The organism is Proteus columbae (genome assembly GCF_009914335.1).
GTDB lineage: Bacteria > Pseudomonadota > Gammaproteobacteria > Enterobacterales > Enterobacteriaceae > Proteus.
Genome location: NZ_CP043925.1, coordinates 4,055,872 through 4,076,075, shown reverse-complemented (window position 1 = coordinate 4,076,075; position 20,204 = coordinate 4,055,872). Strand labels below are relative to the sequence as shown.

The following is a 20,204-nucleotide window of genomic DNA, read 5'->3' as shown; positions in this document are numbered from 1 at the left end:
GTCTCCTTAATTATTTAGACAGGAAGTCTGGGGTATATTTTAAGTATAACCACATATTATCTTCAGCATAATCACCCGATGTATCATGCGATAAGCTGACACCTAACTCGGTTTCTTTGTTTAAATAATATTTCGCGTCTAAACCTAATCTATAAGTAATATTCGTTTCGTCTTGTTCTTCGTACTGAGATTTAATACGAGGATCGCTCGCATTCTGTTTATTTAATGCATTTTGCATATAACCATGCGTTGGGAAGTAATCACTGCCTTTTTGTTTGTAACTTTGTATCCCTATAGCACCATTTAATGAAACTTCACCTTTTTCAAAACGACGGGTATAAGCAACAGGTAATGAAACAGACACATAATCTTGTGGACTAAAGTAACCACCGTGCCCTAATGAGAAGTAGTTTTGGTTATTTCTGAAGTTCATATAATCAACATGCACACCTGCTTTTACTTCTTGTTGATCATCTTTATAGAACTTAGCATAAGAGCCAATCCACGCTTTCACTTCATCATTACTCGCAACACTCTTACCTTCGTAGTTATAGAAACCACCACCAGCATAAGCCCCAATTTTTCCATCATCCCAAGCATATTGAACTTTAGCGCCGTTACGTGTTACACGGCCCCAACTTTCGCCTGTCATTGGATCAGTACGCCCCATATAAGAAAGTAGACTATCTTTTATGGCTCTGCGCTCTGCTGTCAGTGTTAATTGCCCATTTTGGCTAATTTGAGGTGAATATGTGATACCACCGACAACCGTTGCCGTATCTTTACCTAATGGTGTTGAGCCCACATCAAAGCTGACATCCTTGTCCGATAAACGCAGCCCTAATTCAACACCAGAAGCACGTTGACTACCGGCTTCATCGGCATTAATTTTGTTTTTCTCATCATGGTTATCACTATTTTTAGCAAAGCGTTCAGCATGTTGAAGCTGACCAGAACCAAAGCGGTTAGCTCTTTCTCCTGAAACCGAACCACTTGTCATCGAAACAGGGTTAACACTAAATTCCCAACGGAACTCTTCACCAGGCACACTCGAAATACTGATTGGCGCTGAAATTTCAGTGACGTTAGATAACCCTTTATCACCATTACGATGACGAACAGAAACACCACCTTGTACCCAAGGTGAAACTTTTTCTTCAAGTTCACGAATAGAACGTTGAATCGATGCCATCTCTTTACGTTCATAGATAGAACCCGTAATAACAGGATTATCACTTCCTCCTAATGCGTTTAATTGACCCGCAGAGGTTTTTAATGTGCTATCACTGTTTTGCCATTGCGCGCTACGTAGTAACGTTAATGCTTTGCGATTCTCACCATTTAATTGCGCAATTTGCGCAGCTTGTAATAAATAAGCAGGTTGTGAAGATGAAGGAATTTGCTGCAATAATTGTTGTGCTTTTCTTCCATCTTTTTGTGCTAATGCCACTTCGATTTGAGCTTGAATTAATTTGCTATCTTTTCCTTGCTCTTTTTCTAAATAAGAAAGAATTCTGTTTGATTGTTCAGGCATTGATTGCGCTAAATAAACACGACTTAATGCCATTAATAAATCGGGATCATTCGGTGATGTTTTTAAAGCAACCACTAACGTGTCGTAAGCGGCTTTAATTTCGCCTTTTTCACGTAGGCTATCTGCTTGCGCAACTTTAGTGGCAACTTCTAAACGTTTCTTCTCAACAATCGGTGTTTCTTGCTGTAAAGCAGGATCATTAATCAAGCTAGATGCCTGTGTATAATGACCTAACTCATTGAGAACGTTGATATGACCAGCGTAGTTACCTACTGAACCTTTAGTGCCTTTTGCAATATCACTTTCAACCAATTTCAACGCTTCATCATTTAATCCACTATTAACTAATTTTTCAGCCAATTCACCCACATCATTTGGATAATCAGCCACTTGATTAATTAATGGACGTAAAATATTACGCATTGCAACAAGGTTTCCTGCCTGACGATAATGATCAGCTTGCGCAAGCTGGCGATGAAAACGAGCACGCTGTAATAACTCTTTTTCAGCTTCAGTTTGTTGATTATGGCTACTGAGTAAGTTAAAAACTTTATCCCACTCTTTTTGCTCAACATAAAACAGAGATATCACATAATCAGAGTCTCTTGTTCTACGGTTTTGTAGCTGTGAGATAATATTTTTTGCGCCAGCACTGTCACCATCAGCGGCCATTAAGCGTGCTAAATCGAGGTAAACCCAGTTATTTTGCGGGTTTTTACGCTGAGCTTGTAAAAGCAATTGTCTTGCTTGGACACGATCACCATTTTCTAACGCTTTTTGCGCGTCACGGCGTAATTTCTCAGAAGGATCTGTATTCGCAGTAAGTTTTTGACGCAAAGAGGCTGATTGTTGAGCCAGTAATTGTTCTGCTTTTGTATTCTGCCCTTCCTGAACTAATAAATAGTAATAAGCAGAAATCACTTTCTCATTATGGCTATTTTGCTGATAAAGCCCTGACAGCAATTGGTGAGCAGCGGGTAAATTACCTTGCTTACGTAATAAGTCAGCTTGTAATAAGTTGGCAGACAACCCTTTTTCACCTGAAGCACCCGCTAATGGGGCTAATTGATCGAGAGCTTGTTGAATATTCCCTTGTTTAGCGCGTTGTTGTGCACTGCGTAATTGCGCATAAAAACCCGCATCTTCCGCTTGTTGCTTCCATTTACTGCCTTGTTCTCCACCTGATTGTGCAGCTTGGTTTAATAAACGCTGACCTGTGGTTAAATCACCTGAGCGTAATGCGATATAACCTAACCCCGCTAAGGCTTGCGCATCATTGTTATCTGCCACTAAAGCTTGTTTGAAATAACCTTCGGCTTCTTTCAATTTACCTTTATTTAATGCGGTATAACCTGCTTGGCGTGCATTACCTTGAATAGCACCTTGGAAATGCTCTGCAACCGCTTTATCGTTCGGGTTTGCTTGCAAATAAGTCTTATATAACACTTCATCATCAGGACGAACATTCAGCCATAACAGTGCTTGACGCATACCTTTTTTGGCTGATTCATCACCCGAGATATTACCTAAAATAGTTATACCTTCACGGCGAGTCTCTTCGTTATAAGTTAGCGTTAATCCTAATGCTTTTTGCGTTTCTTTATTATCAGGCATTAATGCAGCACGTTGTTTTAATCCCGTAATAGCTTGAGGCAACATTGCGGGTACACCCGCCATGGTTTGATAATATTCTAACGCTAGTGTTTCAGGTGGCTCACTACTAACAAATAAACGTTGATACGCTTTTATTGCTTCTTCATGTTGCCCTTTTTTCGCTAACTCTCTGGCATATCCTAATTGTTGTTCACTAAATTGTGATGATCGGATATTTTTTAATCCTTCAATTCGTGGATCTTGCGGTGCAATTTGCGCAAGTTTTTCTCGCCAATATGTTGCTTGTTTTTCATTACCTTGTTGCGCAGTAAAGAATGCCATTAAATACAGCGCGTCCTGATTATTGCTTTCCATAATCAGTACTTTTTGCAGTGCTTCTACTGCACGTTCATCGTGTGCTCTACCGTGCCAATAATTAGCTTGCTCAATAAGAGAACTAACAATATTTGGATCAATTGCTGTTGTATTTGCCTCAACTGCGGTTGCTTGTACTTGGCTTGATGCCCCTAGAATACAACCTGCATAGATGACTTTAACGATGATATTAAGTGCGTGATTTTTCATCTTATATCCCCCCTTTATTTGTCTGAACGATGCTGTGATATCTGATGTAAACGACGAGTTGAACGACGTTGTAACCAGTAATAAGTCACGAAGCCCGTCAACGCACAAAAACCAACAGCTAAAAGACCCAGCAAATATACGTGTCTAGAGCTATACCAAAGGAATTGTTGTAAGAAAGGTAAGTCGCCTTGCGAAAAGTGTTCACCTAAATGGAAACTTTTTACGGTGTCTTTACCACTAATAAGAGTAATGTCGCCTTTAATAGCCGCATTTATTTGGGCTAAATTTAAGTCATTGATAATGGTTTTTATCGAATCATTTCCTTTAGCTGTAACCAATACGACTACTCTGTCGCTTGCCCAAGGTGAGATAAAACTCATCATGCCACGCCAATCTTTCACTGAAGATAAGTAACTTGCAGCATCACCACTTTGAGAGAAATAATCGCCAGCAATCCAACCTTTTGCCTTATCAATCAATGATTGAGGTTTTATTTCGACGTTTTTATTTAAAAATGAGAACGTTTGTTGTGAAAAACGAGCGGGTAAAAATCCCTCACTATTTAATGAGCCAATCGCTAGCACATCGTGTTGAGAGAGGTTATTTTTCTCGAGCTCTTTAGCACCTAAGAAAACCGAAGCATGAGAAACTGGTGTACCTGTGGCATAACCTGATCTCGCCATTAAGTTCACTAAGGTATAAAGCTCTTCTATTGTTGGATTTTCAGGTAATAGCAGTGTGGTTTGTGAAAAATCCGCACGGCGACTAAATGGGAATGACGCTCCTGAAAAATAAGCCAAGTTCGGCATTCTTGAGTAGTGCCAAGTATTTTTAAATTGCAGTGTTGATTGCGGATCAATTTGGCTAATTAAGCTACTGCCATCCGTTAAAATACACGGAGAATCATCAGGCTCACGTAAATCAAAATAAAACTGTAATTGATTCTGACTATAAATTTGACGAGGGTTTAAATAGAGCGTGCTATTTTGCTGTTCGCTCTCCATTCCCAGCCATTGTCTTAACATACCTAAAGGTTCTGAACGCGCCGGATACAATGCACCTAAGAATTGGTTATTCAAAGAGACAATTAATGAAGAACGACGACTATTTAGTTTATCCGAATGAGGGAAAACATATTTCAAATCTAAAGGCAGTGCATCACCATCCCACCAAAAGAGATCGGGAGAGACACGAAACGAAAACTGATTTGGTGCATGGTTAATGCCTTGGCGTGAGAAATCATCACTACCATTGGCAATTTGACTTAACGAAACAGGTTTATTGGTATTTAACCAACGAGGTGCATCGTAATCCGCACTCATTGCAAGCGTTTGAGAAGGCACCACTAAATGATCGTTTTGTGGCAATTTACCGTTGTTTAATGCCCATACAGCTTGGCGAAGAGATTTCTCATTATCACCGCTGATCAGTAATAATTTGAAAACAGGATCGACTGGATTATCAACAATGGTTAATTGCCCACTATTTCCTGAAGGTAATGTAATACCCGCAATAGTCTGCCCTGAATAGCCAACTAAAATACCATCACTTTCAGGTAACTGATTCATTAAAACCGGTAAATCAACTTGCTTAATATCATGGCTAAAACTGCCAAACCATGATGCAGCAATGGCTGCTGTTGTTACCTCTGCATGGTCAGGTTTATCTGACAATATGATAGGTAACGAGGTCGCTGTCATTCTGTCAGGATCAAAGAACGGTAGGGGCAATCGTTCCAGACTATACCCGCCATTAATCCAGCGACCTCGATAATCTAATGATGAATCTGGTGAAATAACCAGACTTAATCCTTCAGCCAGTGGAGGAATACATTGGCTTTCATCCAATGCATCACGATTGGCTAAACGAAAGCTGAGATTATTCACATTCGTCAACATCATTTCAGGAATTTCTAAAACATATTCATGCTCTTGCCCACCTTCTTCTAAAGGTAAAAATCCCATAGGTTGACCATTTAGCATTAAGTGAAGTGTTTGATCAGATTGAATTAATCCTTGAGACGCTTTCACTTTCATCGTTAATGTGGCGTTATCAATAAATAAATCGTTCGCCATATTAAAAGTCACACCAGAAAGTAATCTTCTTCCTGATAGCACGATAGGCGATGGACTTCCCATTTGTGCCAAAGTTAATTGCTCTTCAATATTACGCGCTTCAGACAATACGCCATCTTCAAGTTGGATCGGGTTATTCGTATTTTGTTGCACTGGCGAATGTGTATAAGCAGTCGGATCAGGTAAAAGCTCCCCTCCTAGCTCTAACATTCCAGTATCTGCTTGAGAAAGATTAATACTTGCGATCGCTATCGCCGTCAGGCTTAGCATTAATGTCAGTTTCTTTTTCATGCTTAGTCATCCCCGTTAATAGATTGCACAGAGAGTGAAGCTTTTGCTTTCGTTCTTATTGCTGGCGCTTTCACTTTTTGGCGACGACCAAAGAACAGTTCGAAAATACAACGTGTAATACCGGCCAATTCTTTAAATGGCTTGTCTTTATAATCTGCTTGATGGATCCATGCATCAGCACGGCCAAAGACAATGCGCACCAATTTACGACGAAGATTTAAATCAATAGGTAAGAATTCAAGACGTAGTTGATTGCTTTCTAAACTCACCATATCAACAGGAACGGTAACTTCATCTCGTTGTACATTCAGGGTGATTGAAGTGACATTACGTTGGCGAAATTCAGACATTTTATTTACAGCAATGCGAACGCCACCCATTGAAATATCTTCTGTGGTAGTTGTTAATTCAGCGCCATCATCAAAATGTAACGTAATCGGTAAAGATGCATTGATTCGAGTATTTTTACGAATTTGTCGCGTCTCTTTACCTACTGCGATAGAGGCAAGAATGATAAATAAACTGTATGTCGCCCAAGCAAGGTTTAAAACAATAACCAGCGGGTCAATACCTTGGAAGTCATTTAATAGGTAACGGACAACAACCCATGAAATCCCGATGATAAGAAGAAGTGCAGTGATAATTAATGGACGTACAGTGAGGTAATCCATATAGCTTTTATCAAGCAAGTCACCTTTATCTGTTACGTTAAATTTACCTAATTTTGGTGAAACTAAACTCAGTAAAGTAGGGAGTACCAAACTAAATGCCATGACGGTTTCATAAATTTCACCCCAAAAAGAGTAACGGTATTTACCGATATTTTTCGAGTTTACATAAACCGACATGATTAAGTGTGGTAATGCATAGGCAAATATCATGCTTGCGGATGAAGCGATAATATTAAGGTTAAATAACATAAACAGTAACGGCGCAGTCAAGAAGATGATACGAGGCAAACCGTACTGAAAGTGGAGCATGGCATTGAGATAACATAAACGCTGAGGAAATGTTAAACCACGACCCAACATTGGATTATCAACACGGAATATCTGTGTCATTCCTCTAGCCCAACGAATACGCTGGTTAACGTGTAATGCTAAACGTTCTGTTGCAAGACCTGCGGCTAAAGGAATATCAATAAATGCAGAATTCCAACCTAAGCGTTGTAATTTAAGCGCAGTGTGTGCATCTTCGGTTACCGTTTCAACAGCAATACCACCAATTTCTTCAAGAGCACTGCGACGCATAACAGCACATGAACCACAGAAGAATGTCGCATTCCAGTTATCATTACCACGTTGAACAGGACCATAGAAAAGTGCGCCTTCATGCGGTGCATCTTTAGCCGCACTTAAATTTCGTTCAAATGGGTCTGGCGAGTAGAAATAGTGTGGTGTTTGGATCAACGCTAATTTTGGATCTTCAAGGAAGCTTCCTACTGTTGCTTGCAAGAAAATACGCGTGGAAATATGGTCACAGTCAAAAACGCAGATTAGCTCACCGTCTGTTAATCCCATCGCATGATTTAAGTTACCTGCTTTAGCGTGATCATGAACTTCACGTTCAATGTAAGTTACACCAACATCACCAGCGAATTGTTTAAATTCTTCACGACTACCATCATCCAATATATAAACTTTCATTTTATCTTGTGGATAATCGATAGCTTGTGCAGCAAGGACTGTATCACGTACAACATCCAAGCTTTCGTTATATGTTGGAATATAAATATCAACAGTAGGCCATTGAGAAATATCTTTAGGTAAAGGTGCTATTTTTCTATTTAATGGCCATGACGTTTGGAAATAACCTAGGACTAATATTATCCAAGAGTAAATTTCAGCCATAAATAAACCACTACCTAAAACAGCCTCGATAGTTGTATTAAAATTTAAGGTATTTGTTGCACGCCAGTAGAGATAACGCGTTGACATCAACAATGAAATAAAAACCATTGTTAATAATCGTTTTTTTGATTTTTTAAAACCGATAACAAATAACAGCAATATATTGATAAGACCGAATATATATTGTTGTTCGGCGCTCATTGGCATAACAATGAGTGAAAACATTGTTATCAATAAAAAAGCCGTAATTAATGTTTTAAATATTTTATTCATAAACCCATACCTTTGTCATCGCCATAGATCTTTTCTTAAGACAAAGGCACCCTATCGACATTAATAAATATCGAAAAGAAATAAACCTATCTTAAAAAATAAAATAACAATGGCTAAAGATTGACACCAGTCAATATTATTTATTTACACAAAGAGTTTTGCTTATTCAGATTAGATAGAGGCAATAAATGACAATATATCTTTTAGTGATATATTTTCATGAGCATGAACTCTATCAGTTTCTTTGCTATCAAATATTTTATTATCTGCTAACAAATTTTGCTTACTCTTAATTAAATTGTCTTTCTTTGCTTTAACAACTAAAGCATCCTGGTGATAAGAAGGGATAGACGATGAAGTAACAGGCTGTTTTGGTTCGTTTTTCACTATAAGTGAAGTTTCAGAAAACGTATTATTACTTAAATTACTAATTTTATTATTATCTTCTTTATTTATAACTACTGGTTCTATTTTATTATCAACATCTTGTATTTTAGAGGAAGAAAACTCTTGAAAAGCAAAGGCATCTTCCTGAAACTTATCTTTTAGGTTACTAATATCATCATACATAGTGTGGCCCCTTTAATAACAGTACTCTAAACCTTGTTCAATAATTTGATGCTCATCCAAAATAAGGAGGAGAGAACCTTATAGATAATTTTCACAATAAGTTAAAAATATATCTCTATAAATTCATATTTAAACTCTCATTAAATCATCAATTAATGAACATCAACTATGTAGGGTAAAATAATCTTATAAATACTAATTTATTTAATTACAAATAAGCATCATCCAATTAGGAGTAATGATTATTTAAATTAAATTGTATAATTATTTTAATGAAAAAGACAACATCAAAAAAAGTGTAAAAAGTAAAACGCCACTCATTTTCACTTTATAAAAATGGGTACTTTTACTTAATTTCATATTTATTATTACTATCAAAAATAGCGTCTTTTTTACCTAAAAAAACAGGTTTAAAAACCAGATAATAACTAGAGTTAATTAATAACAATTTGTATAAATTTTATAAAAATAAAATTCTAAAATAATTATTTATTGATATTATTTCTTCTAAAAAGCAAAGAGCCAATCAAGATCAATTTTAATAAATCCTCTTTTTTCTATTCCAAAAAAGACTAAAAAAATAATAAATAAAAATAGAAATGATTATTTATTCATATTGATCATCATCAAAATAGGCTCCTTTTTTACACCTAAAAAGTGTGTTTATTGCTTTTTATCATATTACGATCGTTCTATTTTATTAATAAAAAATAAAACACATCAGTATTGGTTAAGTTTTAGAAAAAAACATCAAAATAAAAGACAAAAGTAGATTATCAATCTATGATTAGTTTTATTATTTACTTATAGTAAATACCGCTAAGAATAACCTGTACTCCAGAATAATTAACTTAAGTAATATTTTATCTATAAAATGATATTGTTAATTTAGCTTAACAAATACACAAGCGTGATTTAGTTCAAATAATAAATGTAACAATGAAAACAAGTATCTCAACTAACCTAAGTTATTAAATTAATTACATAATATCTATTTTATTAGTTACAAATACCAACAATTAGTATAAATACCGATAAATGTACTTTTTTATATTAAAAATACTTAATTAACTACATCTTTATACCAAGTAAGTAGTATCGTTTTAAGATTATCTTTTTGTGTGATTATAGAAATAAAGAAACTCTTTATTTCTATTTTTTTAAGAGTAATCCTAGTAATCTAAGCGCTATTTTTTTTATCATTCAGTAAAAACAAATCTAATTAAGATTAATTTAATAAGAATAATTTGAAAATAGCGGAATCGCTTCACCTATAAGCAGAATAGCAAAAAGGCTCTCTATCCTTCTTTACTTCTATGCTATCTTTATTAAGTGAATTAGGAGTATTCAACATAACGGGAAAAAAGATGGATTTAGAACAATTAAAAAAAGAATTTCGTGCAGGAAAGAAAATAAAGTACATCTACTTTTGGGGACACAAAAGTAAAGGTAATGACATCGCAAAAAGTTGCTTTAGCCAATGGTATCCAGCACCTTTTATATTAGATGATGTGCGTTATGCCAGCGCTGAGCACTATATGATGGCTGAAAAAGCAAAGCTATTTAATGATATAGAAGTCAGAAAGCGCATTATTACTGCATCTAACCCAGGCTCTGCAAAAGCATTAGGCAGAGAAGTCAAAGGATTTGACCAAGGTATTTGGGAACAACACCGTATGGATATTGTTATTCGTGCCAATATCGCTAAGTTTTCCCAAAATGAAGAACTCGGTAAATTTCTGATTTCAACAGGCAATCGTGTGCTTGTTGAGGCAAGCCCCGTTGATAAAATATGGGGAGTCGGTTTAAGTGAGCAAGACAATGAGATTAACAATCCTCTTCTTTGGAATGGATTAAATTTATTAGGCTTTGCTCTAATGAAAGTACGTAGTGTTTTGATTGAAAGTAGTAATCAATAGATAAAGAAAACTCAACTGTCACCAATCACTGTGCTTCTTTAACCTAGTGTATATAAGCAGTAGAGATAACTTAAGTATTGACTGAAATAGAAATGGCCACGTAACGACAACCTTGTCGTTGCTATAAATAATATTTACAGAATAATTAAGAGACTGATATGTATTATGGTTTTGATATGGGCGGCACAAAAATTGAGCTTGCCGTTTTTGATAAAGAGCTGACTCAAGTATGGCAAAAACGTGTTCCTACACCTAAAAATGATTATCAGGCGTTATTGAATGTTTTTAAGGAACTGACCTTAGAAGCTGACATTGAATTAGGGTGTAAAGGAAAAGTAGGAGTTGGTGTTCCTGGTATTGTGAATGCAAAAGAAGGAACGGTATTTACCACTAATGTTCCAGCTGCTAAATACAAGCCAATGGTTCATGATCTTGCACATATACTCAATAGACCGGTTAAAGTTGAAAATGATGCTAACTGCTTTGCCTTATCGGAAGCATGGGATCCCGAATTTCGTCATCATCCTTCTGTACTTGGACTTATTTTAGGCACAGGTGTTGGTGGCGGTTTTGTTATTGATGGCAAAGTATTATCTGGCAAGAATGGGATTGCTGGTGAAATCGGTCATATGAATCTGAATGTGGATGCAGATAACGTGATTGGCGAAACAATGCCAAAAATCATCTGCGGTTGTGGTAAAAAAGCGTGTTTTGAAACTTATTTATCTGGTCGTGGTTTTGAACGTATGTATAAGGCATTCAATCATACTCCCAAAAGAGCCGTTGATATTGTTGAGCAATACTATGCTGGAGATAAGAAAACAGAAGAGCACGTTGATCGTTATATGAAAGTGTTAGCGATTTATCTAAGTAATATTCTTACTGTACTTGATCCACATTTAATTGTTATTGGTGGTGGATTATCGCAATTTAATGCACTGTATGACCAATTACCTGAATATCTCTCACACTGTGTCTATGGAAATGCACAAATTCCAGCAATAGAAAAAGCACGTCATGGTGATGCAGGTGGCGCTCGCGGAGCTGCTTGCCTTAATTTATTAGACTAATAAATAAAAAAGAGCCTTTCTTCTTTTTATTAGAGGCTCTTCTATTTATAGCGTTTTATCAACGTCATTACATTATTAAGGCTACGTTATGGATAAGGTTTGGTTTAAAAAAAGGCTCACCTTTCTTGGTGGGTTAACTCTCATATTAGTCTTACTTCAACTTATTAACTCACTATTACCCATATCTCTTTTTCAATGGGGTATTGTTCCAAGAACGGGTGAAGGTTTAATTGGTATTTTTATCGCACCTTTCATTCATGGATCTTGGTCCCATCTATTTAGTAATCTACTCCCGCTTCTTATTCTTAGCTTTTTATCCATGACACAATCTCTACGAGAATATGTGCTATCCAGTATATTTATTATTATCGTAAGTGGTTTATTAGTTTGGATTTTTGGACGAAATGCTATTCACGTTGGTGCAAGTGGGTGGATTTTTGGGTTATGGTCTTTACTTATTGCTCACGCTTTTACTCGACATAAAATTATCGATATTGTAATTGCACTCTTTGTTCTATTCTATTATGGATCAATGGCCTATGGCTTAATTCCGGGACAATTAGGTGTATCAACAGAATCACATATTTCAGGTGTCGTTGCAGGGTTACTTTACGCATGGTGTGCAAGAAAATTAATACGCCGTAAAAGCCAAGTAGTAGAAGTGGCTAAATAGCCACTTCTGTATAAAGCGGTTACTTGTGACCAATTGGCAGTATTGTTCTGCCATACATCTCATTTAATACTTCAGCCATTGCAAGATAAAAAGCACTGGCACCACAAATAATACCTTCAAAACCTGCAATTTTTAAAATCAGTGCATTACCTGTGATATTTCCTATCGCCAGTAATGCAAATAAAATAGTCAGACTTAAAAAGACAAACTGGAGTGCTCTATTGGCTTTTAACGTGCCAATAAACATGAAAAAAGTAAAAATTCCCCATAACGCTAAAAACACACCCAAAAAGAGAGGTGTTGTGGGTTCACTTAAGCCCATCACGGGTAATAACCAAATACCTACTAATGTTACCCAAAAGAAGCCGTAAGAGGTAAATGCAGTGGCTCCAAAAGTATTGCCTTTTTTGAACTCAAAAATTCCAGCAATAACTTGTGCGATCCCACCATAAAAAATTCCCATACTCATAATAACTGAGACTACTGGGAAAAAACCGGCATTATGTATGTTCAACAAAATCGTTGTCATACCAAAACCCATTAAACCTAATGGACCCGGATTGGCAATGCGTTCGTTAGTCATAAAACCTAAAACCTCTAAAAATAACAGGGGAAAATTAAAAAAAATTTGAAGGCGCTGGATGATAAGAGGTAATACATCTAAAAACAATGATCCTACAAGGTATATTTTTGAATAACGGTCTACACTGATCCAAAGGGGAAATAACTAGAGGATTTAACTTAAAGAAAAGATGTATTTAGTGATAGATGCTTATATTGAAAAAAACAACACTATAAAATATAACTCTAGTTTTAAAATAGTAATATCAATCATTTGATATATTAATACCTAGATTTACCTTTATATGCTGTTTTATACATGAAGTTGAAATAAAATAAGTACTATACTTAGCTATATTTTAAACAAAAAGCGAGCTTGATATGAAAAAAATTCTTGTATTATTAATTGGTAGTACGTTGGCCTTTGCATCTCAAGCCAATACAACATCTCATAATGGTGGTTTTGTTTCTCCTCAAGGCACTATTCAATCAAGTGCAGATCAAGGAGGATTTAAAGGTCCTTCAATTAGCGAAACCTCTGTTGCAAAAGCAAAAGATCTTTCTGATGACACTTGGGTTATTTTAACGGGTAAAATTACCAAAAAAATTGGTGATGAGCTATACGTTTTTGAAGACAGCACAGGCGGTATCAATGTAGATATCGACAATAAAAGATGGCGTGGACAAACAGTTACACCAGATAATACCGTCAGAATTGAAGGTAAAGTTGATAAAGAATGGACAAGTACCGAGATCGACGTAAAACAAATTACTATTATCAAATAATCGCCATCAAATAATTTGTTTTTAAATTTAAAATACACCTATTTATTTTAAAGCCAATATATTGAAAAATATTGGCTTTTTTATTTTTATATTCTCTATATTTTATTTTCATCAATAAAATTGGATCTTTTATACAAATTTCTCCGCTTTAACCTCAAGTTAAGTTTAGGTTTATAGTTATTCCAAGTTAAAGCACAAACACTCTTCGCAAGAGGTGATTTAACTTATGAGATACCCTCATAGTCGTTTACATCCTAACTACTCTACGTTTACCCTGTTTTCTCCATTTTAAGCCTGCTATGCAGGCTTTTTTTCTTCTTATATCAAGTCATATTCTCGAAAAACATCAAAAAAGGATAAGCAAAGTATTATTTATATCTTTGTTTTCTATAAATATTTTTTTACAAAACTCTACGCGTTTATACCTTAATTAAATTGACCTTCCAGTAAGGGTAAAGATTATTGTTTCATCTATCAATTTAGTGAAAGGAATAAACAATGAAAAAATTATTACTGCCTTCTATTATTGCAATCTCCGCTTTTACAAGCACGGCTTATGCATCTAATCATAATGTTGTTGAGGTTTATAAAACTGACAGTTGTGGATGCTGTACGTTATGGGCTGATGGCGTAAAAGAAGCAGGCTTCAATGTTAAAGTGAATATTGTTTCAGAGACAGAGTTAATGCAGAAATATCAACAAGCCGGTGTACCCAATAATTTATTAAGTTGCCACTTTGCGACTTACCAAGGTAAAGATTTAGTAGGACATATCCCCGTTGATAGTTTAAAAAATATCGACTTAGTAGATAAATCTAAATCAGGTATTGCCGTTGCAGGTATGCCAGCGGGAAGTTTAGGTATGTATGCAGGTGATTACAAAGAGCCTTACCAAGTGATTGCCTTTGATAAATCAGGTAACCAATCCCTGTTTAAGTCTTACAACTAGTTTTGTTCTTACTGTAGTGTTGTTTTAATAGCAATATATCTCTCCGATTGTGCTATTTTCCTCTGTCTGTTATCGATTTGCGGGCAGAGTTTTATTTTCTAGGTATAAAAAAACCAGCCTGCTTTTTACAGCATGACTGGTTCTTTTAGAATTGTGGGCGGACAAAATAGTTGGGAACTGGGAGGGGTGGAAATGGAGTTTTTAAGGATTATTTAGGGAAGAGTGACAAAATAGATGGGAACTGGGTGTAGCGTCGTAAGCTAATACGAAAATTAAAAATGACAAAATAGTTTGGAACTAGATTTCACTTATCTGGTTAACTAATCTAGCTAACCTGCCGCTCAGCTTAGTACGATCCTATATCCAACTGATCATAATCCTTTCATCAGTATCCCAAATTAAATCCCCCTCCTAGACTGCCTCACCAACACTTTACAGTGATCCCGTATTTCCGGACAGGTGATTGATTTTTTTCGCTTGTACAGGTGTTAAGCCACAGTTATCTTGATGTGGACATTATGCATTGTAATAGCCCATTAACATGCGCTAAGAGCATAAATTAATATACAGTAACAAGCATTACGAGGTGCTAATGTTTGGAAAGCAGCCTCTTCCAACTACAATAATAAGTTAACTATCCTCCACCCACAAATAATTACAAATGACCCCTTTCCGCTATAACTCCGATCTCACCAGCGGCTCGCTACAAACCCGAGAGTGTCGCATTATTACTGGCTTGTTACTCCAAGAGCTTGATGAAGCTGCCTGGGATAAAGCCATGTATAAGGAAAATGTGCTTCAGAAACGCACGCAATCTACGGTAAGACGTATTTCTTCAGCGCTTAGAAAACGCCTAGAACACCTAAGCTCTGACTTTTGGGCTTTTGCGTTTTTATGTTAGGCATTGTCTGGCAACTGGAGGAAGTGTAATGACCATGAATGGTCACTGTGATTGACAGTATCTTGCTTAAACTTATCTGAACAATGGTAGAACTGGCTCATATTTATCCCCTCTATGATTGTTTATCTTTTTCACCATAAAAAGTATCAGGGGCTACTCAGGGCTACATAAAGATATTTATCTACTTTTACTGATTGATAAGTAGCATCAGTCCATCCGCAGGACTGGTGGTGCCGGCAAAATGCTGACCCAACACATGCGTATAGATTTGCGTGGTCTTAACATCGTTATGCCCTAAGAGTTCTTGCACAGTGCGAATATCACGCCCCGCTTGTAATAGATGCGTAGCAAACGAGTGACGAAATGTATGACAAGTGACACGCTTGCTAACGATGCCTGCTTTTTGTACGGCTGCCTTCAATGCCTTTCGCGCAACGGAGTCATGCAGATGATGGCGGCATAATTTGCCGTTATACGGGTGGTTGCAGAGCGTGCTGGAGGGAAAGACAAACATCCACGCCGCTTGTCGATAAGCAGAAGGGTATTTGTGATCTAAAGCAAAAGGCAGCGATGGCCCTACGCCTTGTAAGTTGTCGTCTTGCTGAATAAGCCGCGCTTGCTCAATGAGTTATTTTATTGCTGGGATTAGGCGCGTGGGCAGTAGGCTGTTTCTGCTTTTCCCACCCTTACCGTCATGCACAGTGATGCAGCCATTATCAAAATCAAAATCTTTAACCCGCAAACGCAAGCATTCATTAATGCGCAAACCTGCACCATACAGCAGCGTAAAAATAACTTGGTTGCGAGTATCCATAACCTGCAAAATGCGTTGCACTTCATTTGCAGAGATAACAGAGGGTAGCCGTCTAGGCTTGCTTGCAGGGATATAATCAATATCGCCCAACGGCTGTTGTAAAAACCTGTTGTACAAAAAAGCTAGGGCATTTAAAGCGATTTTCTGCGTGTTTATGGCTACATGTCTGCTGTTTGCTAAGCTGGATAAAAACAGCCTGACCTCTTCACTGCCCATGGTCTGAGGATGACGTTTTTTGTGAAACAGAATAAAACGCTTAATCCAGTGCAGGTAAGTTTTTTCAGTTTTCAGCGCATAACCTTTTTGTCGCATATCCGTGCGTATAGAATTTAAAAATGGACTGTTAGACATAAAACGCTCCTTGTCTTGCAACTGTCTGCCTATACAGCCTATTCTAGCTGGGATTTAAAAAAGTGCCTGTTTTTTACGCCTAGAGATGCTTGTTTACCGGTAGAGTTTTAATTTAATGCTAAATAAATTAAAATGTTATGAGTTCTTTGGGTGAGATAATGTGCATCGTGCAAGCAGGATAGACGGCATGCACGATTTGTAATAACAGAGTGTCTTGTATTTTTAAAGAAAGTCTATTTAATACAAGTGATTATATTAATTAACGGTAAGCATCAGCGGGTGACAAAACGAGCATGCTTACTAATAAAATGTTAACCTCTGAGGAAGAATTGTGAAACTATCACTAATGGTAGCTATATCGAAGAATGGAGTTATCGGGAATGGCCCTGATATTCCATGGAGTGCCAAAGGTGAACAGCTCCTGTTTAAAGCTATTACCTATAACCAATGGCTGTTGGTTGGACGCAAGACTTTTGAATCAATGGGAGCATTACCCAACCGAAAGTATGCGGTCGTAACACGTTCAAGTTTTACATCTGACAATGAGAACGTATTGATCTTTCCATCAATTAAAGATGCTTTAACCAACCTAAAGAAAATAACGGATCATGTCATTGTTTCAGGTGGTGGGGAGATATACAAAAGCCTGATCGATCAAGTAGATACACTACATATATCTACAATAGACATCGAGCCGGAAGGTGATGTTTACTTTCCTGAAATCCCCAGCAATTTTAGGCCAGTTTTTACCCAAGACTTCGCCTCTAACATAAATTATAGTTACCAAATCTGGCAAAAGGGTTAACAAGTGGCAGCAACGGATTCGCAAACCTGTCACGCCTTTTGTACCAAAAGCCGCGCCAGGTTTGCGATCCGCTGTGCCAGGCGTTAGGCGTCATATGAAGATTTCGGTGATCCCTGAGCAGGTGGCGGAAACATTGGATGCTGAGAACCATTTCATTGTTCGTGAAGTGTTCGATGTGCACCTATCCGACCAAGGCTTTGAACTATCTACCAGAAGTGTGAGCCCCTACCGGAAGGATTACATCTCGGATGATGACTCTGATGAAGACTCTGCTTGCTATGGCGCATTCATCGACCAAGAGCTTGTCGGGAAGATTGAACTCAACTCAACATGGAACGATCTAGCCTCTATCGAACACATTGTTGTGTCGCACACGCACCGAGGCAAAGGAGTCGCGCACAGTCTCATCGAATTTGCGAAAAAGTGGGCACTAAGCAGACAGCTCCTTGGCATACGATTAGAGACACAAACGAACAATGTACCTGCCTGCAATTTGTACGCAAAATGTGGCTTTACTCTCGGCGGCATTGACCTGTTCACGTATAAAACTAGACCTCAAGTCTCGAACGAAACAGCGATGTACTGGTACTGGTTCTCGGGAGCACAGGATGACGCCTAACAATTCATTCAAGCCGACACCGCTTCGCGGCGCGGCTTAATTCAGGAGTTAGAGAGCTGGGGAAGACTATGCGCGATCTGTTGAAGGTGGTTCTAAGCCTCGTACTTGCGATGGCATCGGGGCAGGCACTTGCTGACCTGCCAATTGTTTTAGTGGATGAAGCTCGTCTTCCCTATGACTACTCCCCATCCAACTACGACATTTCTCCAAGCAACTACGACAACTCCATAAGCAATTACGACAATAGTCCATCAAATTACGACAACTCTGAGAGCAACTACGATAATAGTTCATCCAATTACGACAATAGTCGCAACGGAAATCGTAGGCTTATATATAGCGCAAATGGGTCTCGCACTTTCGCCGGCTACTACGTCATTGCCAACAATGGGACAACGAACTTCTTTTCCACATCTGGCAAAAGGATGTTCTACACCCCAAAAGGGGGGCGCGGCGTCTATGGCGGCAAAGATGGGAGCTTCTGCGGGGCATTGGTCGTCATAAATGGCCAATTTTCGCTTGCCCTGACAGATAACGGCCTGAAGATCATGTATCTAAGCAACTAGCCTGCTCTCTAATAAAATGTTAGGCCTCAACATCTAGTCGCAAGCTGAGGGGAACCACTAGTGTCATACGAACCTCCAAGAGACGGTTACACAAACGGGTACATTGTTGATGTCATGTATGACAATCGCCCAAGTAAGTATCCAGCTGTGTTCAGAACGTACGTCCGAATTCCAGACTATGTCGAACTAGATAACGCGGAGGAGCTGGCCGACGCAATCATTCGAGAGGTTGAGTTAAAGGAGGCATGGCTCACAAGGGTCTTGGGGAACTCAGCCGATCCTGACGCTTCTGTGGGCAAGTGGGACCGGCGCCTAGCGCAGTGCGGTGGTATTGATGAGATGTCAAGTGGGGTGCAGGCAACATACTTCAGTCCAAACGGTCAGCTGGTCGGCTTAGTGGCATACATTGATGCCGAATGGATGGATGAATAGCTCTGACGTTACGATTCAGGTGAGACAACCAGATGGGCATTGCGTACAAGCTCAGTTGCCACCGATGTGGCTACGAGTCTGATCTTCTTTACCTAGGCCAAGGTATGGCGATGCTTCCTGAGCAAATAGTCGGAACGTGCACATGCTGCGACAATCTAACGACGATTTCTATAAATGAAAGCTACGGAGTATGCTCACTTTGTGGGGCTAAGGATCGTGTGATATTTACAAGCTATCAGCATGAGGCAAGGCCAAGAAATCCCTGCTATCTAGAGAGAAGTTTCAAATATCAATGCCCAAGATGCCATGCCTTCAGTATGGAGCCTCCGGATCTACCGGAGATGCTTTGGGACTAATGCTCCGCTTTGCCTCGGGTATCCGTTCGACCTATGTTTAAGAGGAAACGCACGTGTCTGCCGCCAAAGCTCTTGCCTATGCACTTTGTGACAAGTTGGAAAGCAAAAAAGTTGATGAAGTCGTACGAAATCTTGTTTCTAGCGGCTGGAATATTAGGGAAGTGGCCTGGGAAGCTTCGTCCTTTGATCATGAAATGCCCTACTTTGACACGGGGCGGGACTTCGATATTGGATTTCCTGACACGCTGTCATCCAAGATTGAGTTTTTGACCGCGAATGGATCAATCGTCCAAGCACGTGCTCGCCTGCACTTCAAGCAGGCTCTAATTTTTGCCAAGGCGTCCAAACATGTCGCCGCGCTCAAGAACTCATTGGATTACTACTATGGATCGTCTGTAATCCCCCCTCAAAACCACGGAGGCTATTTGTAGAAAATTCCATTAATATGAACTCAAGGTGTTCCCTACGGACGAATCAGCGATGAAGGTGGTGTACCTGGCTATCCAGGCGGCGACCAAGAAATGGACGATGCCGATCCGCAACTGGAAGCCGGCCATGAACCGTTTTATGATCGAATTTGGTGACCGTTTAAATGGCCACCTTTAACTGACCGGCAAAAGCACTTACACAAA

Annotated in this window: 16 protein-coding genes and 2 pseudogenes; 12 read left to right on the top strand and 6 right to left on the bottom strand. The window is 38.3% G+C overall.

The genetic code is table 11. The features are described from left to right. Positions 1 to 10: 10 nt before the first annotated feature. The 4 genes from F1325_RS18925 to F1325_RS18910 form a co-directional block, all read right to left on the bottom strand. A complete protein-coding gene (locus F1325_RS18925) occupies positions 11 to 3,712 on the bottom strand; it encodes a cellulose biosynthesis protein BcsC (protein WP_160230835.1) in 3,702 nt (1,233 codons plus the stop codon). Between the two features lie 14 nt (positions 3,713 to 3,726). Beyond that, positions 3,727 to 6,078 carry a cellulose biosynthesis cyclic di-GMP-binding regulatory protein BcsB gene (gene bcsB, locus F1325_RS18920; protein ID WP_160230834.1) on the bottom strand — a complete coding sequence of 784 codons (2,352 nt, stop codon included), beginning with the start codon at positions 6,076 to 6,078 and terminating at the stop codon, positions 3,727 to 3,729. A gap of 2 nt (positions 6,079 to 6,080) precedes the next feature. Continuing rightward, on the bottom strand, positions 6,081 to 8,201 hold the full coding sequence (gene bcsA, locus F1325_RS18915; protein ID WP_109373332.1) for a UDP-forming cellulose synthase catalytic subunit: 2,121 nt from the start codon (positions 8,199 to 8,201) through the stop codon (positions 6,081 to 6,083). A gap of 171 nt (positions 8,202 to 8,372) precedes the next feature. Then, the gene (locus F1325_RS18910) at positions 8,373 to 8,771 is read right to left on the bottom strand and encodes a hypothetical protein (RefSeq protein WP_109373331.1); all 399 of its coding nucleotides are present in this window, start codon (positions 8,769 to 8,771) and stop codon (positions 8,373 to 8,375) included. Positions 8,772 to 10,138: 1,367 nt separating this feature from the next. Here F1325_RS18910 and F1325_RS18905 point away from each other — a divergent pair. The 3 genes from F1325_RS18905 (at position 10,139) to F1325_RS18895 (ending at position 12,433) form a co-directional block, all read left to right on the top strand. Further along, positions 10,139 to 10,690 carry an NADAR family protein gene (locus F1325_RS18905; protein ID WP_100157808.1) on the top strand — a complete coding sequence of 184 codons (552 nt, stop codon included), beginning with the start codon at positions 10,139 to 10,141 and terminating at the stop codon, positions 10,688 to 10,690. Positions 10,691 to 10,848: 158 nt separating this feature from the next. Then, a complete protein-coding gene (gene nagK, locus F1325_RS18900) occupies positions 10,849 to 11,760 on the top strand; it encodes an N-acetylglucosamine kinase (RefSeq protein ID WP_109373330.1) in 912 nt (303 codons plus the stop codon). A gap of 88 nt (positions 11,761 to 11,848) precedes the next feature. Then, positions 11,849 to 12,433, top strand: coding sequence for a rhomboid family intramembrane serine protease (locus tag F1325_RS18895; protein ID WP_109373329.1), 585 nt, complete (start codon positions 11,849 to 11,851; stop codon positions 12,431 to 12,433). A 19-nt stretch (positions 12,434 to 12,452) separates the two neighbouring features. Here F1325_RS18895 and satP read toward each other — a convergent pair whose 3' ends face one another. Continuing rightward, positions 12,453 to 13,016, bottom strand: coding sequence for an acetate uptake transporter (gene satP / locus F1325_RS18890; protein WP_072065220.1), 564 nt, complete (start codon positions 13,014 to 13,016; stop codon positions 12,453 to 12,455). A gap of 359 nt (positions 13,017 to 13,375) precedes the next feature. On the opposite strand from satP, the gene F1325_RS18885 reads away from it, so the two are divergent. From F1325_RS18885 to F1325_RS18875, 3 genes are all read left to right on the top strand, one after another. Further along, entirely contained in the window at positions 13,376 to 13,780 is a 405-nt protein-coding gene (locus tag F1325_RS18885; protein ID WP_109373328.1) for a YgiW/YdeI family stress tolerance OB fold protein, read from the top strand. Between the two features lie 498 nt (positions 13,781 to 14,278). Next, a complete protein-coding gene (locus tag F1325_RS18880; protein ID WP_109373327.1) occupies positions 14,279 to 14,728 on the top strand; it encodes a DUF411 domain-containing protein in 450 nt (149 codons plus the stop codon). A 661-nt stretch (positions 14,729 to 15,389) separates the two neighbouring features. After that, positions 15,390 to 15,629, top strand: coding sequence for a BrxA family protein (locus tag F1325_RS18875; RefSeq protein ID WP_001353740.1), 240 nt, complete (start codon positions 15,390 to 15,392; stop codon positions 15,627 to 15,629). Between the two features lie 187 nt (positions 15,630 to 15,816). Here F1325_RS18875 and intI2 read toward each other — a convergent pair. Next, a pseudogene (gene intI2 / locus F1325_RS19455) lies at positions 15,817 to 16,794 on the bottom strand (class 2 integron integrase IntI2). A gap of 331 nt (positions 16,795 to 17,125) precedes the next feature. Here intI2 and dfrA1 point away from each other — a divergent pair. The 6 genes and pseudogenes from dfrA1 to F1325_RS18835 form a co-directional block, all read left to right on the top strand. Next, positions 17,126 to 17,599, top strand: a complete 474-nt coding sequence (gene dfrA1, locus F1325_RS18860; protein ID WP_000777554.1) for a trimethoprim-resistant dihydrofolate reductase DfrA1 — start codon at positions 17,126 to 17,128, stop codon at positions 17,597 to 17,599. A 94-nt stretch (positions 17,600 to 17,693) separates the two neighbouring features. After that, positions 17,694 to 18,218 (top strand): streptothricin N-acetyltransferase Sat2, encoded by a 525-nt coding sequence (sat2, locus tag F1325_RS18855; protein WP_000704156.1) that lies wholly within the window; start codon positions 17,694 to 17,696, stop codon positions 18,216 to 18,218. Positions 18,219 to 18,286: 68 nt separating this feature from the next. Then, positions 18,287 to 18,784: a hypothetical protein gene (locus tag F1325_RS18850; RefSeq protein WP_001444089.1), complete on the top strand. Its 498-nt coding sequence runs from the start codon at positions 18,287 to 18,289 to the stop codon at positions 18,782 to 18,784. A 60-nt stretch (positions 18,785 to 18,844) separates the two neighbouring features. Next, positions 18,845 to 19,216: a hypothetical protein gene (locus F1325_RS18845; protein WP_000119696.1), complete on the top strand. Its 372-nt coding sequence runs from the start codon at positions 18,845 to 18,847 to the stop codon at positions 19,214 to 19,216. A gap of 409 nt (positions 19,217 to 19,625) precedes the next feature. Then, complete coding sequence (locus F1325_RS18840) at positions 19,626 to 20,003, top strand: hypothetical protein (RefSeq protein WP_001271300.1); 378 nt, start codon at positions 19,626 to 19,628, stop codon at positions 20,001 to 20,003. A gap of 22 nt (positions 20,004 to 20,025) precedes the next feature. Further along, positions 20,026 to 20,178 (top strand): annotated as a pseudogene (locus F1325_RS18835) (IS256 family transposase); the annotation flags it as partial. Positions 20,179 to 20,204 lie beyond the last annotated feature (26 nt).

What these genes read in the sequence shown, in the direction of transcription:
- bcsB (WP_160230834.1), bottom strand. Translation starts at nt 6,078, where the DNA reads ATGAAAAAGAAACTGACATTAATGCTAAGCCTGACGGCGATAGCGATC.
- F1325_RS18875 (WP_001353740.1), top strand. Translation starts at nt 15,390, where the DNA reads ATGACCCCTTTCCGCTATAACTCCGATCTCACCAGCGGCTCGCTACAA.
- nagK (WP_109373330.1), top strand. Translation starts at nt 10,849, where the DNA reads ATGTATTATGGTTTTGATATGGGCGGCACAAAAATTGAGCTTGCCGTT.
- F1325_RS18885 (WP_109373328.1), top strand. Translation starts at nt 13,376, where the DNA reads ATGAAAAAAATTCTTGTATTATTAATTGGTAGTACGTTGGCCTTTGCA.
- F1325_RS18880 (WP_109373327.1), top strand. Translation starts at nt 14,279, where the DNA reads ATGAAAAAATTATTACTGCCTTCTATTATTGCAATCTCCGCTTTTACA.
- F1325_RS18925 (WP_160230835.1), bottom strand. Translation starts at nt 3,712, where the DNA reads ATGAAAAATCACGCACTTAATATCATCGTTAAAGTCATCTATGCAGGT.
- satP (WP_072065220.1), bottom strand. Translation starts at nt 13,016, where the DNA reads ATGACTAACGAACGCATTGCCAATCCGGGTCCATTAGGTTTAATGGGT.
- sat2 (WP_000704156.1), top strand. Translation starts at nt 17,694, where the DNA reads ATGAAGATTTCGGTGATCCCTGAGCAGGTGGCGGAAACATTGGATGCT.
- F1325_RS18905 (WP_100157808.1), top strand. Translation starts at nt 10,139, where the DNA reads ATGGATTTAGAACAATTAAAAAAAGAATTTCGTGCAGGAAAGAAAATA.
- F1325_RS18850 (WP_001444089.1), top strand. Translation starts at nt 18,287, where the DNA reads ATGCGCGATCTGTTGAAGGTGGTTCTAAGCCTCGTACTTGCGATGGCA.
- bcsA (WP_109373332.1), bottom strand. Translation starts at nt 8,201, where the DNA reads ATGAATAAAATATTTAAAACATTAATTACGGCTTTTTTATTGATAACA.
- F1325_RS18895 (WP_109373329.1), top strand. Translation starts at nt 11,849, where the DNA reads ATGGATAAGGTTTGGTTTAAAAAAAGGCTCACCTTTCTTGGTGGGTTA.
- F1325_RS18910 (WP_109373331.1), bottom strand. Translation starts at nt 8,771, where the DNA reads ATGTATGATGATATTAGTAACCTAAAAGATAAGTTTCAGGAAGATGCC.